This is a genomic window from Pseudomonas sp. X4 (assembly GCF_040784925.1).
Taxonomy (GTDB): domain Bacteria; phylum Pseudomonadota; class Gammaproteobacteria; order Pseudomonadales; family Pseudomonadaceae; genus Aquipseudomonas; species Aquipseudomonas putida_Z.
This window is the reverse complement of sequence record NZ_CP160798.1, coordinates 5,912,957-5,927,607: the sequence shown is the minus strand read 5'-3', so window position 1 is coordinate 5,927,607 and position 14,651 is coordinate 5,912,957. Positions and strand designations below refer to the sequence as shown.

General features: G+C 66.1%; 11 protein-coding genes and 3 pseudogenes. 5 read left to right on the top strand and 9 right to left on the bottom strand.

Annotation, left to right across the window (positions count from 1 at the left end; all coding sequences use genetic code 11):
* The first annotated feature begins 194 nt into the window (after window positions 1-194).
* The 4 genes and pseudogenes from ABX298_RS26385 to ABX298_RS26370 all read left to right on the top strand — a co-directional run.
* Window positions 195-971, top strand: coding sequence for an IclR family transcriptional regulator (locus ABX298_RS26385; protein WP_367393897.1), 777 nt, complete (start codon window positions 195-197; stop codon window positions 969-971).
* A 140-nt stretch (window positions 972-1,111) separates the two neighbouring features.
* Window positions 1,112-2,164 (top strand): Gfo/Idh/MocA family protein, encoded by a 1,053-nt coding sequence (locus tag ABX298_RS26380; protein WP_085663307.1) that lies wholly within the window; start codon window positions 1,112-1,114, stop codon window positions 2,162-2,164.
* A gap of 17 nt (window positions 2,165-2,181) precedes the next feature.
* A complete protein-coding gene (locus ABX298_RS26375) occupies window positions 2,182-2,997 on the top strand; it encodes a sugar phosphate isomerase/epimerase family protein (protein ID WP_367393896.1) in 816 nt (271 codons plus the stop codon).
* 269 nt (window positions 2,998-3,266) lie between these two features.
* A pseudogene (locus ABX298_RS26370) lies at window positions 3,267-3,382 on the top strand (sugar phosphate isomerase/epimerase); the annotation flags it as partial.
* Between the two features lie 205 nt (window positions 3,383-3,587).
* Here the strand turns inward: ABX298_RS26370 and ABX298_RS26365 are convergent.
* From ABX298_RS26365 to ABX298_RS26345, 5 genes and pseudogenes are all read right to left on the bottom strand, one after another.
* A complete protein-coding gene (locus ABX298_RS26365; protein ID WP_137164316.1) occupies window positions 3,588-4,913 on the bottom strand; it encodes an MFS transporter in 1,326 nt (441 codons plus the stop codon).
* A gap of 191 nt (window positions 4,914-5,104) precedes the next feature.
* A complete protein-coding gene (locus tag ABX298_RS26360) occupies window positions 5,105-6,784 on the bottom strand; it encodes an FAD-dependent oxidoreductase (protein ID WP_367393895.1) in 1,680 nt (559 codons plus the stop codon).
* A 33-nt stretch (window positions 6,785-6,817) separates the two neighbouring features.
* On the bottom strand, window positions 6,818-7,138 hold the full coding sequence (locus ABX298_RS26355; RefSeq protein ID WP_025339629.1) for an NIPSNAP family protein: 321 nt from the start codon (window positions 7,136-7,138) through the stop codon (window positions 6,818-6,820).
* Window positions 7,123-8,855 (bottom strand): annotated as a pseudogene (locus tag ABX298_RS26350) (FAD-dependent oxidoreductase). The gene ABX298_RS26355 and the pseudogene ABX298_RS26350 overlap by 16 nt, the downstream one beginning before the upstream one ends.
* 4 nt (window positions 8,856-8,859) lie before the next feature.
* On the bottom strand, window positions 8,860-9,669 hold the full coding sequence (locus ABX298_RS26345; protein ID WP_367393894.1) for a shikimate dehydrogenase: 810 nt from the start codon (window positions 9,667-9,669) through the stop codon (window positions 8,860-8,862).
* Between the two features lie 154 nt (window positions 9,670-9,823).
* On the opposite strand from ABX298_RS26345, the pseudogene ABX298_RS26340 reads away from it, so the two are divergent.
* Window positions 9,824-10,593: pseudogene (locus ABX298_RS26340) on the top strand (IclR family transcriptional regulator).
* A gap of 228 nt (window positions 10,594-10,821) precedes the next feature.
* On the opposite strand, the gene ABX298_RS26335 reads toward ABX298_RS26340, so the two are convergent.
* The 4 genes from ABX298_RS26335 to ABX298_RS26320 are packed head-to-tail and all read right to left on the bottom strand — an operon-like array spanning window position 10,822 to window position 14,637.
* The gene (locus tag ABX298_RS26335) at window positions 10,822-11,865 is read right to left on the bottom strand and encodes an ABC transporter substrate-binding protein (RefSeq protein ID WP_013972112.1); all 1,044 of its coding nucleotides are present in this window, start codon (window positions 11,863-11,865) and stop codon (window positions 10,822-10,824) included.
* A complete protein-coding gene (locus ABX298_RS26330) occupies window positions 11,862-12,995 on the bottom strand; it encodes an FAD-binding oxidoreductase (RefSeq protein WP_075045584.1) in 1,134 nt (377 codons plus the stop codon). The genes ABX298_RS26335 and ABX298_RS26330 overlap by 4 nt, the downstream gene beginning before the upstream one ends.
* Window positions 12,992-14,350 carry an NAD(P)/FAD-dependent oxidoreductase gene (locus ABX298_RS26325; protein ID WP_075045583.1) on the bottom strand — a complete coding sequence of 453 codons (1,359 nt, stop codon included), beginning with the start codon at window positions 14,348-14,350 and terminating at the stop codon, window positions 12,992-12,994. Before ABX298_RS26325 ends, ABX298_RS26330 begins: the two co-directional genes overlap by 4 nt.
* Complete coding sequence (locus tag ABX298_RS26320; RefSeq protein ID WP_025339623.1) at window positions 14,347-14,637, bottom strand: (2Fe-2S)-binding protein; 291 nt, start codon at window positions 14,635-14,637, stop codon at window positions 14,347-14,349. Before ABX298_RS26320 ends, ABX298_RS26325 begins: the two co-directional genes overlap by 4 nt.
* Window positions 14,638-14,651 lie beyond the last annotated feature (14 nt).

The following is a 14,651-nucleotide window of genomic DNA, read 5'->3' as shown; positions in this document are numbered from 1 at the left end:
TGCGGGATTCCTGTATTGTTATTGGAACAAGGTTCCATATTCTTATTGGCAGCGAATCGGCCCGCAAGGGTGTGGCGGCCCTGCCAGGCAAGTAATGGGCGATAACCGGACAGTTCGTGCCGCCTTGGCTGCAGCGGCTATCGGCGGTATGGAATCATCTTCTAGAATTCGCAAAAATTTCAGGGACCTGTGTCATGGCTGGTAGTCAGATCGAACGCGCCTTCAGTCTTGTAGAAAGCCTTACCGGTGAACCGCAGGGGCTGCCGTTGCAAACCCTGGCCGAGCGCCTGGACATCCCCAAGAGCGCCACCCATCGCATGCTCACCGAGCTGGTGCGGCTGGGCTATGTGCGGCAGAACCGGGACAATAGCCGCTACCAGCTGTCGGCCAAGCTGGTGGCGCTGGGCTTCCGTTACCTGGCCAGCAGCGGTGCCGACATCATTCAGCCGATTCTCGACCGCCTGGCCCAGGACAGCGGCGAACTGGTGCGCCTTGGCGTGATCGACGGTGCCCGCCAGACCTGGATCGCCAAGTCCCAGGGCGCCCGTTCCGGGCTGCGCTACGACCCGGACATGGGCCGCGACGCACCGCTGTTCTATACCGCGTCCGGGCATGCCTGGCTGGCCAGCCTGGACGATGAGCAGGCGCTGCAGATGGTGTTGCGCCAGGGCATTGCCGACCCGGCGCAGTTCGGCCCGAATGCGCCGCGTTCCACCGACGAGTTGCTCACCTACCTGCGCCGCGCCCGCGAGCGCGGTTATGCCTGGGTCGAGGAAACCTCGGCCATTGGCACCTCGGCCCTGGCTGCGGTGGTGCGCCGCCCGCAAAGTGACGAGGTGATCGGTGTGCTGAGCATCGCCGGGCCCAGTGCGCGCCTGGCGCAAAGCCGCCTGGCAGAACTGGCGCCGCTGTTGCTGGCGGCGGCAGAGGAACTGTCGGCGGCCAGCCTGGCCAGTGAGTTGTTCGCCTGAAGGTGCATTTCCGGTCGATTACCGCACACTCTGTTCTGCGGCTTCTTCTGAAAAGCTGAACCTGGTTCTAAATTGTTCAATGTGGATTGTGGAATCAGATTCCGAAATCTGCATGACAACAATGACAAGAGGACAGGCTGTTGAACGCACCCCTTCGTATTGCCTTGATCGGCGCCGGCAGCATGGGCCGCCAGCATTACCAGCATTTGCTAAATGTGCCGCAGGCCCAGCTATGCGCTGTGGCCGACCCGGGCCCGCAGGCCGAGGCCTTTGCTGCCGAATGTGGCGTGCCCTGTTTTGCCGACCACCGCCAGATGCTGGAGCACGCGCGCCCCGAGGCAGTGATCGTCGCCAACCCGAACAACCTGCATGTCGCCACCGCCCTGGACTGCGTCGAGGCCGGTGTACCGGTGCTGGTCGAAAAACCGGTGGGCGTGCACCTGGATGAAGTCCGCGCGCTGGTGGAAGCCTCGCGCCGCCACAATGTGCCTGTGCTGGTCGGCCATCACCGCCGGCACAACCCGCTGATCGCCAAGGCTCACCAGGTGATTGCCGACGGCAAGCTGGGCCGGCTGATCAACGTCACCGCACTGTGGCAATTGCAAAAGCCCGACAGCTATTTCGAAACCCCCTGGCGCCGCGAGCCGGGCGCTGGCTTCTTGCTGACCAACCTGATCCATGACCTCGACCTGCTGCGCCACCTGTGCGGCGAGGTGGTGCAGGTGCAGGCATTCACCCGCAACGATGTGCGCGGTTTTGCCAACGAAGACAGCGCCGCGGTGCTGCTGCAGTTCGCCAATGGCGCATTGGGCAGCCTGACTGGCTCCGACGCGGTGGCCGCGCCATGGAGTTGGGAGCTGGACTCCGGCGAAAGCCCGGTCTACCCGCGCCAGGATGGCCAGCCGTGCTACCTGCTGGCCGGCACCCAGGGGGCGCTGAGCATTCCGCAACTTAAGCGCTGGCACTACGCCGAGGTCGGGTCGGGCTGGCACACGCCGTTGTTGCAGAGCGAGGAAAGCATCCCCGCCGGCGAGGCATTGACCTTGCAGTTGCAACACTTCGTGCGGGTTGCCCGGGGTGAGCAGGCGCCGCTGATCGATGCCGCCGATGGTGGCCGTACCCTGGCGCTGATCGAGGCGATCCGCCAGGCCGCGGAAACTGGCCGGGCCTGTGCGCCCGAGCACATTGCTTGACTTGTCTGGTGACGATAATGACTGAACGAATTTTCTCCCTGGCGGCCCTGACGGTACTCGAGCTGTCCCCGCCGGACATGGTCGAGGCAGCAGCCCGCGCCGGTTACAGCCACGTTGGCCTGCGCCTGGTGCCCGCCACCGAGCAGGAACAGCATTTCCCGCTGGTGGCCGACGCCGACCTGCGCCGGCAGACCCAGGCGCGCCTGCGCGACACGGGCATCAAGGTGCTCGACCTCGAGATCCTGAGGCTGAAGCCGGAAACCTGTGTAGCCGATTTCGAGCCGATCCTGGCGGTGGGCGCCGAGCTGGGCGGCACGGAGCTGCTGGTGGCTGGCAACGACCCGGATGAAGCGCGGCTGACCGAGCGCTTTGCTGCGTTGTGTGACCTGGCGGCGGGGTATGGCATTCATCCGCATCTGGAGTTCATGCCTTGGACTGATGTGCGTGACCTGCGCCAGGCCATGCGGGTGGTGGCCAATGCTGACCGCGCCAATGGCTGTGTGTTGGTGGATGCCTTCCACTTCAACCGCTCCGGCTCTTCGCTGGACGATGTGGCACAACTGGCGCCGCAGCGCATGCGTTATGCCCAGCTGTGCGACGTTGCCGGCCCGGTGCCGGCCGACATGGACGAGATCCTGCGCCAGGCACGCAACGAGCGGCGCTTCCCGGGCGAGGGCGATGCCGATCTGGTCGGCCTGCTGCGCGGCTTGCCGCCAAGTGTGCCGTTGAGCCTGGAGATCCCCACGCGGCAGTTGCTGGAACAGGGCATAAGCGGCGAACAGCGTGCGCGCATGGCGCTGGAGAAGGCCATGGCAGTGCTGGCCAGAGTCTGATTGATAGTACGCGGCGCATGGCACGGGCTATCGCCCGTGTTCGCCGGCAAGCCAGCTCCCACAGGTACAGCGCATGGCTTGAACCCTGTGGAGCCCTTGTGGGAGCGGCTTTAGCCGCGAACACCGGCGCAGCCGGTGCCAGGCACCGCGTTGGATTCTTCGCGGCTGAAGCCGCTCCCACAGGTACTGCGCATGTCTTGACTCAGGCGCGACCCCATATAGTGCGTGTATCAGATTGATCAAAAAAGGCCCGCAAGGGCCCGCAGAGAAGTGTGCCGTTGAGCCTGGAGATCCCGCCCGGCAGTTGCTGGAACAGGGCATGAGCGGCGAACAGCGTGCGCGCATGGCGCTGGAGAAGGCCATGGCAGTGCTGGCCAGAGTCTGATTGATAGAACGCGGCGTATGGCACGGGCTATCGCCCGTGTTCGCGGGCACGCCCGCTCCCACAGGTACAGCGACAACCTCGAGAGCAACGCTGTACCTGTGGGAGCTGGCTTGCCGGCGATGAGGCCGGGCAGGTAAATTACTGATTGCTGACTGGTCAAAAAAAGGGCCCGCAAGGGCCCCGTAGAGGTAAGTGGCTAGCGCGTTCAGGCGCTCTCGATCTTGCGTGGTGCCATGAAATACATCCACACCAGCGCCAGGAAGTACATCGCCGGGATCATGGTGAACAACACGGCATAGTTGTTGTTGGTAGCGGTCAGCACGCTACCGACGATCTGCGTCATGAACATCCCGCCAATCGCAGCGCACATGCTGCCGAAACCGAACACCGTGCTCACCAGGTGCTTGGGCGTGTAGTCCATCACCAGGCTCCAGATATTCGCCGTCCATGCCTGGTGTGCGCCCACCGCCAGCGAGATGGCCGCCACCGCGACCCACAGGCCACTGGCGTTGGCGGCAAAGATGACGCTGACCATGGTGCAGGCGAAGATCAGCATCGACACCAGCCGCGCCGTGGTAGCGCGCACGCCACGGCCGATCAGCCAGGAAGACAGGATGCCGCCGCCAATGCTGCCGAAGTCTGCCGTCAGCCAGATGATGATCAGCGGGATACCCATCTGGGTCACGTTGATGCCCAGGCTGTACTGCTGGTTGAGGAACGGTGGCAGCCAGTACAGGTAGAACCAGAACACCGGTGCGGTAATCGCGTAGGCCACCGCGAAAGCCCAGGTGCCACGCAGGCGCAGGATGCGGCTGAACGGCACGCGGGTTGGCTCGGGCTCGTCATCCTGCTGGATGTACTCCACCTCGCTCTGGCGCACGCGCGGGTGATCTTCAGGGTTGTAGTACTTCAGCACCCACAGCACCACCCACACCAGGCCCAGGCTGCCCATGGCGATGAACGCGGCCTGCCAGCCCCACACGGCCAGAATCAGCGGCAGCAGGGCCGGCGTGACCATGGCGCCGACGTTGGTGCCGGCGTTGAACAGGCCGGTGGCGATGGCCCGTTCGCCAGCCGGGAACCACAGGCGCACGGTCTTCACGCAGGCCGGGTAGTTGGCGGCCTCGGTCAGGCCGAGGATGAAGCGGCAGACCATGAAGCCGGCGGCCGAGGTGGCCAGGCCGTGAGCGCCGGTGGCCAGGCTCCACAGCAGCACGGCGAAGAAGAACGCGCGTTTTACCCCGACCTTGTCGATCAGCCGGCCCTGCAGCAGGAAGCCGACTGCATAGCCGACCTGGAACCAGAAGTTGATGTTGGCGTAGTCCATCGCCGTCCAGCTCATTTCCTTGGCCAGGACGGGCTGCATGATGCCGAGCGCAGCACGGTCGATGTAGTTCAGGGTGGTGGCGAAGAACACCAGGGCGAGCATGCCCCAACGGGTCTTGCCGACGCCGAAGGCGCCGCGAAGCTTGTCGCCGATCGAACCCTGGGGCATCCGGGGGGCGGCGGGGGTGATCTTGGAGTGGTTCATAAACTGCTCGATTCTTGAAATTGTATTCAGCTGCGGTGCTACGAGTACGTGACCGATTCCCAGGCAGGGGACACGCAAGGCCGGTGCATGGTGAGCAGTGAAGGCAGCAGCGTCAATTGAAGGGAAGGGCTAGTGTTCGGTTACCGAACGGTTGCGTTGGGCCTGCGGGCGAGGCAAGGGGCAACGTGATTTCAGGTGGTCAAGGTACTCAACGCTCTACCAGCCAGATAACCGAATGTCATCCCCGGCCCCAAGGTAATACCGCCACTCGGGTAATGCCCGCCCATCACACTGTCCATGTCGTTGCCCACCGCATACAACCCGGGGATCGGCCGCGCCTCGCGGTCCAGTACCCGGGCCGAGGCATCCGTGCCCAGGCCGGCGAACGTACCCAGGCTGCCCGGCAACAGTTTCACTGCGTGGAACGGCCCGTGCAGCAGTGGCCGCAGCGATGGATTGGGGGCTTGCAACGGCTCGCCCTGCGCCCGGTTGTAGGCCGATGCACCGCGCTGAAAAACCGGATCTTCACCCTGGGCTGCATGTTGGTTGAAACCGTCCACCGTGCGCTGCAACTGCGCGGCGTCGATCCCGCAGCGCTGTGCCAGTTGCGCCAGCGTGCGACCGCTGTGCAGGTAACCGCAGCGTTGATAGTGGCGGGTGGGGAAAGGGAAGGGCTTGGCCCAGCCGATGCCATAGCGCCGTTGCGCAGCATGGTCGCAGATCAGCCAGGCTTCCGGCGCTTCACCCTGCGGCGTGGCGGCGAACAGCGCGTTCATGAAGTCGTGGTAGCAATCGGCCTCATTGACGAAGCGCCGGCCATCGCGGCGCACGGCGAGGAAGCCGGGTTTGGCGCGATCGATCAAGTGAGGGAAATGGCCGAAACTGCCATCGCTGCGCGGCACCCGCGACACAGGTGCCCAGGCCCCCGCATGGGTTGCAGTCGTCTGGACCAGGCCACCGGCCTGTTCGCCCAGGCGCAGGCCGTCACCGCTGTTTTCCCATGGCGCGGCGGAGTAGTGCTGGTCACCGTCCGGCGCATGCGGCATCAGTTGCGCGATGCGCTGGCGATCATGCGCAAAGCCACCGCAGGCCAAAACCACACCGCGGCGGGCGTGGATCAGCTGGCCGTCGGCAAACTGTGCGCCGCTGACCCGGCCTTCGCCCAGCAGGCGACTGGCCGGCTTGTCGGTCAGTAGCGTCACGCCAAGGTCCAGGGCGCTGCGCAGCAGCCGTGCCACCAGGGCATTGCCATTGACCAGGTGCAGGCCGCGGCGGTGCAGCAGCAGGTCGCGACCATGGCGCAGCAGGCGTTTGCCCACATGCAGCGCGGCCGTGGGCGAGCGCGTGGCGCTGAAGAAGGCGGCCATGTCGGCGCCGCCGGCAATGCCCATGCCGGCCAGGCTGACGATGTCCAGCGGTGGGCGCAGCTTGTGCAGCCAGGGCCCGAGCAGGCGCCCGTCGTATGGCAGCGCGCACAGCGAACGGCCACCGCGCGCGCTGCCGTCGCCTTCGCGCATGTCGGGCATGCGGCTGCCGCTCTGGAACTGTACGGCGGTGTGTTGCTGGAAGAACGCCACCATCTCCGGGCCATGGTGCAGGAAGGCGCGTTGGCGCGTGTCCAGTTCGCTGACATGGGTTTGCCCGCGCAGGTAGCGCTCCGGGGCATCGTCGGTCTCGACGATGCCTTCGGCAATGGCCAGCGGGTTGCGCGGTATCCACAGCCAGCCCCCCGACCAGGCGCTGGTGCCGCCCAGTTGGCCGGCTTTTTCCGCGACGATCACCTGCAGGCCGTGATGGGCGGCAGTAACGGCGGCAGCCAGGCCAGAGGCACCGGAGCCGATGACGAGTACGTCACATTCGAGGGGTTGCATCGTGGGGTTCCGCTCAGGCGTTGGAGGAAGGTTTTACTGCAGCGGCGAAAAACCGGTGGGCCGCAGCATTCGCGACTGCAAGTGCAGTACCGCGCCCAGCTCGCGGTTGCGCCGTGAGAACTCGGCCCAACGCGGGTCCGCTGCCATGGCTGCGCGGCGCGCCATGCGCTCGTCGAGGCTGGCATAGCCCCAGATATGCACCACCTGGTTGACCTCGCCGAACTCGCTGGTGAAAAAGCCGACCAGGTTACCGAGATGCTCGCTTTGTACCTCTAGCGCGTGGCTTTGGTACAGGCTCAGCCAGTCGGCCATTTTCAGTGGGTCGAGGGTGTAGGTTCTCAGTTCGTAGTACATGCTGGAGTCTCCATGTGGGTGGTTGGTGCCTGCAGGCGCGCGGCGATGTGGTTGGCAGCGAGCCAGCCGAAGGTGAGGGCTGGGCCCAGGGTGATACCGGGGCCGGGGTAGGTGCCTTTCATCAGCGAGTTCATGTCGTTGCCGACTGCATACAGCCCGGCAATCGGCTGGCCATCGCGGTTAAGCACGTTGGCCCGGGCGTCGGTCACCAGGCCGCGGGCCGAGCCGAGGTCGCCGGTGTGGATGCGGATGGCGTAGAACGGGCCGCTGGTCAGTGGCGCCAGGCATGGGTTGGGCGTGTGTTGCGGGTCGCCCATGTAGCGGTTGTAGCTGTTGCCGCCTTTGCCGAACGCACGGTCGATGCCGTTTCGGGCGTCGGCGTTGAACTGCTCCAGGGTCTGCATGAACACCTGTGGGTCGACGCCAATGGCCTCGGCCAGGGCCTGCGCTGTTGCGGCGCGGTGCAGGTAGCCGGCGTCGATCAATGCCTGGTTGTCCACCGGCTTTGGCCGCGCCAGGCCCAGGCCGTAGCGGTTCATCGCCTCGGCATCGCAGACCAGCCAGCAGCTGGCAATGCCTTTGGCGAACATGGTCTGCACGAAGTGGTGGTAGGAATCGGACTCGTTGACGAAGCGTCGCCCGTCCGGGCCCACCGCGATCACACCCGGTTTGGCGCGGTCGGTGACCAGGTGCGGGAAGCGCTCATGCTCGCCACTGGCATGGCGCAGTTCGGAAACCGGTGCCCAGAAGAAGTTGGCCACCAGGCCCTCACCCTGGGCTGCGGCCACGGCTTGGCCAAGGCGCAGGGCAGCGCCGTCATTGCTGGGCGGTGACATGGTCAGGTGCGGCGCTTGCCGGGCCGGCCGGTAGCTGTCGGCCAGCGCGCCTGCAGCGAACCCGCCCATGGCGCACACCACACCGCCCCGGGCCAGCACCCGTTCACGGCGCCCTTCGCGTTGCACCACCACGCCGGTGACCACGCCGCGTTCGACGATCAGCTCCAGGGCTTCGCTGCGTAACCACAGCTGCGTGCCATGGGCGAAGGCGCTGCTGGCCAGGCGGGCGATCAAGGCGTTGCCGGTGGTTAGCCGCGTGCCGCGCGGGTGATGCAGACGGTCCCGCGCATAACGCGCCATCAGCTTGAGGCAATGCCACAGCGACCGGGGCGAGCGGCGGATACTGAGGAAATGCTGGATATCCACGCGGTTGACCATCATGCCGCCGAACAGCAACATGCCGGGCGGCGGCATCTGCAGGTCCTTGAAGTACGGGCCGAGCTGCTTGCCGTCGTACTCGACCATCTCCAGCGCCCGGCCAAACTGGGTGGCGCCGGGGGCGTCCGGGTAGTAGTCCGGCGAGTGCGGGCGCAGGGCGTAGCGCAGTTCGGTGTTCTGCTCCAGCCAGCGCAGCGCCTGGTGGCCATGCTCGATGAAGGCGTCGACCAGGGCGGGGTCGTAGCCGTCGCCGATGACCTGCCTGAGGTAGGTGCGAATGGCCTCGGGGAGTCCACCGCACCAGCGGCGCGGGCTTGATCGGTACCGTAGAGCCACACCGCCCCGCCGGAAATCGCCGAGGTGCCGCCAAAGTGTTCGGCCTTTTCCACCACCAGCACTTTCAGCCCATGGCGCGCGGCCGTGGCGGCAGCGGTAAAGCCGCCGGCGCCGCTGCCCAGCACGACCAGGTCAAAGTTGTGTTGCGCATGTTCATGCGTCGGCATGGCTTCAGATCTCCAGCGGCGTGACGCCCATGAAGGCGCCCAGGTGGCCGAGTTGGGCGAAGGCCATTTCCGGGCCGGTCTGGACCGCGCAGCCAACCTGGCGTGCCCGGTTCAGCAACGGGGTGATCTCGGGCGAGGTGACCACGTCGGCGACCAGGGTTTCGGCTTGCAAGGTGGCGAGCAGGGCGGCAGGCAGTGGCAATTCCGCGCTGCCGCCCATGCCGACAGGGGAGGCGTTGACCAGCAGGTCGAAGCCTTCCAGCCCGTCGACCCGGGTGGCGAGTTCGACCGCGGGGAAGGCATTGCCGAGCAGCTCGCACACAGCGCCCATGCGCGCGGTGCTGGGGTCGCTGAGGGTGATGCTGGCGATGCCGGCCTCGCCCAGCGCATAGGCGATGGCACTGCCGACCCCGCCACAACCGATCACCAACGCACGCTTGCCCGCCGGCTCGAAGCCATGTTTGTGCGCAGCACCAAGGAAGCCGGCGCCGTCCACGTTGTCGCCCAGCAGGCGACCGTCTCGCTCACGGCGCACGACATTGACCGAGCCCAGCGCGGCTGCGCGCTCGCTCAGGCCGTCCAGGCGGCTGGCCAGGGCCTGCTTGTACGGCACGGTGACCACGCAACCGCGCAGGTTCTGCCAGCCGCGCAGGGTGCCGGCGAAGGTATCCAGCGCGGCCTCATGCAGGTCGATGGGCAGCATGGCGAGGTTGCAGTTGTTGTTGGCGAACCAGGTGTTGAAGTTTTCGGGGGACTTCACCTGGGCAATGGGCGAACCGACGATGGCGACCAGTTCAGTGGAACCACGAATCATGCTGACCTCCTTATTGGCGTTGTTATGCAGGCCAAGGGTGAGGCAAGGGGGCGTGGTCAACAATGCGCTGATCGGGCTTTTAGTGCGATAATCGCATCCTTGATCCGGTTATCGCGGTAATCGGCTGTTTTTGCCCTGCTTGCGAGTCGAATAGATGAACACCCCCGCTATCCACCCCCGTGACCTGATCGCCGGCTTGCAGAAGGGCCTGGCGCTCATGCAGTTGTTCAGCGCCGAGCAGCCGCGCCTTAGCGTGCCGCAGGCGGCCAGGTTGTCCGGCCTTACCCCCAGTGCCGCGCGGCGGTTTCTGTTGACCTTGGTGCACGAAGGGTTTGCCGAAACCGACAGCCGTGAGTACTGGCTTACGCCCAAGGCGCTGCGCCTTGGCCAGGCGTATGTGGACTCGGCGCAACTGCCGCGCATGCTGCGGCCGATCGTCGAGCAGGTGGCGCGGCAGACCCAGGAGCATGTGTCGGTGGGTACCCGTGATGGTGACGAGATCATCCACCTGGTACGTAGCCGCTACAGCCATGTGGCCTCGTTGTCGATCCGGCCGGGTTCGCGGGTGCCCATGTATTGCACCGCCGGCGGGCGCGTCTGGCTGGCCTGGCTGGATGAGGGGAGCGGGATGCCTACTTTGCGCGTAACCCGCTGCGTGGGTTGACGCCTTATACGCAGACGGACCGGTTACAGCTGGAGGCGGAGTTGCTGCGGGTGAAGGAGCAGGGGTTCTGTATCGTGGACCAGGAGTATGAAATCGGCATGCGCGTGCTGGGTGTGCCGCTGCTGGACCGGGCTGGCCGGCTGAAAGCGACGTTGACCATCACCACCCATGCTTCGCGGTTGAGTGTGGATGAAATACGCTTGCGGTATCTGCCGACCCTGTACGAGGCCCAGGCGTTGTTGCGGCCGGTGCTGGATTGAGGTGTCAGGGTTTGGAGGCGTGTTGACCTCTTCGCGGGAAACTCGATCTCATAGAACTGAACATGATTCATTGAGCTAGCCGGGACCCTGTGGGAGCGGCTTCAGCCGCGAACACCGGCGCAGCCAGTGCCATCACCGAGCTGGATTCTTCGCGGCTAAAGCCGCTCCCACAGGGTACGCGGACCGACAGCGCAGCCCAAAGGGGCGGGAGCGGCCCAGGCCCTCGGCTTATCGCTCGATCTGGCGGTTCCAGCGCGCGTTCCATTCGGGGCGCTGGGTGTTGACCTGGTCCCAGTCGATGGTCACGGCAGTCTGCAGGTAGGTCTGCATGGCTTCGACCTGGCCACGGGTCTTGTCACTGGTAGGTGTGTTGGGGTTGGACGGGATCTGGTCACCCAGCTCCAGGGCCGGCGACTGCGCCTCGGGGCTGAGCAGGAACTCGGCGAGCTTCTGCGCAAGCTCCGGCTGGTCGTTGTTGGCCGTGACGCATTCGGCCTGGTTGAGCACCACGGCACCTTCCTTGGGCGCGGCGTACTCCACCGGGATGCCTTTGAGCTTCAGCGCCGTCACCTGGGTAGGGGTGAGCGGGAACAGCGCGGCTTCGTCGGTTTGCACCATTTCCGAGAGCTTGGCCGAGTTGGGGATGTACTCCAGCACGTTCGGGCCCACGTTCTTCTGCCAGGCCGTGAAGCCCGGGTTGACATCGGTATCGCTGCCGCCGTGCAGGCGGTTGTACATCAGGAAACCATGCAGGCCGAAGGTGGACGATGCCATCGACTGGAACACCACCTTGTCCTTGAAGCGCGGGTCGGCCAGGTCGTTCCACGAGGTGGGCGCTGCCCAGCCATTGGCCTTGAACAGGCGGCTGTTGTAGGCAAGCCCGGTCACGCCCAGGCTGACTGCGGCGGCCTTGTCCTTGATCAGGGCCTTTTCCGGCAACTGGGCCAAGGTCGGGTTGGGTTTGAGCGTGCTGCACAGGCCCATGCCGATGGCGCGGTACATGATGCCGTCATCCAGCACCATCACATGGATCGACGGCTTGTTCGGCGTGGCCTGGACCTTGGCGAGGATGTCGGCCGAGGTGCCGGGGACAATCACCACCTTCACGCCGTTGGCCTGCTCGAACTTTGGCAGGATATTGTCGCTGAACAGCCGTTCCATGGTGCCGCCGTTCATGCCCAGGTAAAGCGTGGGTTGGGCCATGGCGGGCAGGCAGGCGAACAGGCCGGGCACGGTGCAGAACAGGGCGAGCAAACGTTGCTTGTGCGTCATGACAGGTTTTCCTTGTGGTGGTTGGGCTGAAAGCGGTTGATGGAAAAAGCCGCCAGGCTGAGTGCCGGCGCGCCGTGCAGGATGCATTGCGCCAACGCTTCACCGGCAGCCGGGCCTATCTGGAAGCCGGCACCGGCAAAGCCGAAACCATGCAGCAGGCCGGGCTGGTGCAGGCTGGGGCCGAGCACCGGTTCGTCATCGGGCAGGTAGCCTTCGGTGCCGCTCCAGGTGCGAATGGCCTGGGCGCCGGCCAGTGCCGGGTACAGCTCGGTGGCGTTGCGCAGGATGTCGAGCACTGCGGCCTGGCCCGGGCGTGCGGTGGTCGGGGTAAGGGCAAAACCGCGCCCGCCGCCCAGCACGCAGTTGCCACGCGCCACCTGGCGGGCGTAGATGCCGCCGCCTTCGACCCCGGTGCTGGCGGTCATGAACAGCGGCAGCGGCTCGGTCACCAGCATGGCGGGGTGGGCCGCGGTCAGCGGCACCGGCTCGCCGAACTGCTCGGCCAGTTGCGCCGACCAGGCGCCGGCGCAATTCAACAGCCAGGGCGCCTTGAAGCCTTGGCCGCTGCTGGTGCTTACGCTGAAACGGTGGCCGTCGTGCCCCACCTCCAGCACCTTGCACTGCTCATGCACCTGGGCGCCGCTGCGCCTGGCCGCCTGGGCGAAGGCCGGTGACACCAGCCGTGGGTTGGCATGGCCGTCCTCGGGGCAGTACGAGGCGCCGACAGCGATATCGCCCACCCAGGGGAAGCGCTGGCGCAGTTCGCGTCGTTCAAGCAGTTGCAGGCGAAGGTCAAAAGCCTGGGTACGCCGGGCATAGGCCTTCAAGGCATCGAAGTCGGTTTCGCTGCGGGCCAGCTTCAGGTGGCCGCTGCGGGCGTATTCGCCATCGATGCCGATCCAATCGCGCAGATTCCCCCAGATGGCATGGGCGCGCATCGACAACGGCAGCTGGGCCAACGAGCGGCCCTGGCGGCGCACACCGCCGTAGTTCACCCCGCTGGAGTGCGAGCCGCAGAAGTCGCGTTCCAGCAATGCCACTTGCCGACCAGCGCGGGCCAGGGTCAAGGCCGCGCTGCTGCCGATGATGCCGCCGCCGACGATGATGGCGTCCACTTCGATCAACTTCATGGTTTTATCTCCAGGCCAAAGGGCAGGGGCTTGACCGGTGCCTGGCCACGCAGGCGCCCTACCTGGTCAATGGCCCGACCGCTTTCGCAGGCGATCAACTCGGCGGCAGCGGCACCGCACACGCGGCCCTGGCAGCGGCCCATGCCGACTCGGCACATGGCCTTGACCCGGTTGATTTCCCAGTGCCCGGCACGCACGGTGGCGCGGATTTCCCCGGCGCTGATCTGTTCGCAGCGGCACACGGTGAGCTGGTCCGGGGCTTGCCGGGCCCACTGCTCGGGAAATGGAAAGGCCTGCTCCAGCCCCTGGCGGAAGCGCTGCAAGGTGGCCAGGCGCCTTTCCAGTTGCTGCTGGCGCTGCGGGTTGCCGGGCTTGCCGAGGTCGGCCAGCAGTGTCAGGGCGGCCAGTTCACCGCTCATCTCGGCACCGTCGGCACCGAGGATGCCGGCACCGTCGCCTGCCAGGTACACGCCGGGGCTGGTGGCCCGGCCCTGGGCGTCACGTACCGGTAGCCAGGCGCGGTTGAGCGCGCTCCAGGCGAACTGGCAACCCAGCAGGTCGGCCAGTTGGGTTTCACTGCGCAGGGCGTGGGCGAATGCCACGGCGTCGCATGGCAGGTCGTGTTGCTGGCCATTGTGCAGCCAGCGCACACCGCTGGCGCGTTGCTCACCGTCGATACCCAGCAGGGTCACGCCCTGGTGCACCGGCACACCCTTGCGGGCCAGCCAGGCTCGGTAGTACAGGCCCTTGGCAAAGGTGCCCGGTTGCAGAAGCAGGCGCGGCAGGGCACGCACCTGGGCGCTGAACGGTGAGGTGTCGAGCACCGCGCTGACCGTGGCACCGGCCTTGGCGTACTGGTAGGCCACCAGGTACAGCAGCGGCCCGCTGCCGGCCAGCACCACCCGTTCACCGATCGCGCAGCCCTGGAACTTCAGGGCGATTTGCGCAGCGCCCAAGGTATAGACCCCAGGCAGGGTCCAGCCGGGTATCGGCAACACCCGGTCGGTGGCACCGGTGGCGACGATCACCCGGTCGAACGCCAGGCGGTCGGCCAGTTGGCCCTGTTGCAAGGTGTCCAGCACTTGCTGCTCGGCGTTCCATACCAGGGTGTCCGGGCGGTAGTCGACCTGCCCGCGCAGTTGCTCGAGGGTGGCGTGCACGGCTTGCGCCTTTCCTGCCTCGAAGCCGTACAACGCTTTGGCCGAGCGGCGAAAGTTGGCCGGCTGCTGGCGGTAGATCTGCCCGCCGCCGCGGCTGGCTTCGTCCAGCAGCACCGGGCGCAGGCCGTGGGCTACCAGGGTTTGCGCGGCGCGGATGCCGGCCGGGCCGGCACCGATGATCACGATCGCACTCATGGCTGACGCCCCGGGTCGCGGGTCACGCACTGGCCCGGTTCCAGAAAGGTCGAGCAAGCGCGTACCCGGCGGCCATCCTGCAGGCGTACCCAGCAGTCCTGGCAGGCGCCCATCAGGCAGAAGCCGGCGCGTGGTTCGGCGCTGAAGTCGCTGCCGCGCAGGTGCCCGGCATTGGTCAGGATGGCAGTCAGCAGGGTATCGCCGCTCATGCCTCTGGCCGGTTGGCCGTCGAGCAGGAAGGGCACAGGCTCGCGGTCGTGTTCGGCCACGCGCTTGAACAGAGGCATGGGGGCATTCCTTG